The following is a 1,638-nucleotide window of genomic DNA, read 5'->3' on the forward strand; positions in this document are numbered from 1 at the left end:
GGCTCGCCGGTGTAGTCACGGCTTGCCCGCTCCACGAACTGCAGGGCATCCTCCACGCGATCCTGTTCCAGATAGATCGCCGTCAGCGTACGAATATCCTGCAGCGATCCGGGGCTCTCCTGAACATGACGATTGAGGTTGTGTTCGGACTGATCGCGGGCCTGCTGTTCGACCTGCTAGTACTTCCCGCCATGCTGGTCGTCGCGCATCGACTGTCGCGGGCGCGTACGGCCTGACCCCATGGCTCCTCGCGAGGCGCGACCGGTCCTTCGGTAGTCGCGCTCCCCCGCACATCACGCCGCCCCTCCCAATCGGCCCGTCACCCCGATCCTTTGCCATTACCCGGGACCTCTTGTGACGTCCCCTGTCGATACGCATTACAACCAAAAAAATACCCTCAACTTACTGATTTTATTTTATTTGTTCTCCATTCATCCCCTACCCGGCGGCCTGACGCCCGCAACCCACGCCAGCCTCCGTCGACCGCCTTTACAGTTCCATCCCAGAACTGGGGCCTATCGCCCGCACGCTGCCAACAATCCAATACCCGCCGGGAAAACATCAAACTTTTCCCCCTACATAACAAAGCCTTACGAACGATCAATCCTCGAAGTGAAACTTGGCACGTTGTCTGCCTATAACAACTCGGCAGCAACTGAATTGGCCATCAGGCCAAGCCCCGGCGATGGTTAAATCGCTTCAAATTGAGCATCAGGAGAAATCCATGAACGCGAAAAAAGCTCTTCTTGCTTCGCTCTGCGTCGGCATTTTCGCCGCAGGTGCGAGTACCGCGACGGCGGAGACGATCGACTTCGACATGAACCTCGACGCCACCGCGAACTACAGCGGCTCGGTCGAAAACGTCCGCCGGATCCAATTCGACCTGAACACCCAGACCTTCCAGTACATTCAGGACCCGAACAACCCGGTTCAGGTCGGCGATGTGTTCTATGACCGCGGGTACGGTGATGCCACGTCCTACCGGACCTCCACCAACGCGGCCGCACCCCAGACCGGCGACATCCTTGGCACCGACTACTCCATGGGGCTCCTCTGGGACGAACTCCGCGGCGTGGTAACCGGCACCGATACAGTCGGCGGCAATTACGTCGTCACCGCTGACTACACCGGGGTCGGTTGCTGCTTTTCGCTGTTCATGGCCGAACCGACCCCCGGTTTCGGTCAGGACTATGAAGGGGCAAGGACACACTACACCGACGGCGAACTGGTCATGGAGATGGGCCTGAAATCCGGCAACAGCATCCTGGAATTCGACAGCCAGGGCGGGGCCTTCATCGAAGGGACCTTCACCTTCGAATTCCAGGTGGACATGGTACTCCCGGGCTTCTGGTTCACCAGCGACGGCATCGACTTCGCCGACCTGATCGCGGACGAGGAAGGCGCCCCGACCTTCCAGGTCACAGCCTTCGCCAGCGCCGGCACCATCCAGGAACCGCCGCCGGAGACCTTCTTCGGTGAAGACGTCAACAACGTGTACGGCGACACCCGCGACGGCCAGTCCCTGTTCAGCGAAACCCAGTCGACCCACGATGGCAGCCTGCGCTTCGCAGTGCCGGAACCGGGCACCCTGGCGCTGATGGGCCTGTCCCTGCTGATCCTGGCCGGCTTCATCGGGGT

The 1,638-nt window shown here is 60.4% G+C and carries 2 protein-coding genes; both read left to right on the forward strand.

All coding sequences use genetic code 11. The annotated features are described in order from the left end of the window. On the forward strand, positions 1-236 hold a 236-nt coding region (locus D575_RS14490), incomplete at its 5' end, for a hypothetical protein (RefSeq protein ID WP_038031722.1). Positions 237-724: 488 nt separating this feature from the next. Beyond that, positions 725-1,638 (forward strand): PEP-CTERM sorting domain-containing protein (locus tag D575_RS0100025; RefSeq protein WP_018143863.1); only part of this gene is annotated, 914 nt, incomplete at its 3' end.

Source organism: Thioalkalivibrio sp. AKL6 (genome assembly GCF_000376905.1).
Taxonomy (GTDB): Bacteria; Pseudomonadota; Gammaproteobacteria; order Ectothiorhodospirales; family Ectothiorhodospiraceae; genus Thioalkalivibrio; species Thioalkalivibrio versutus.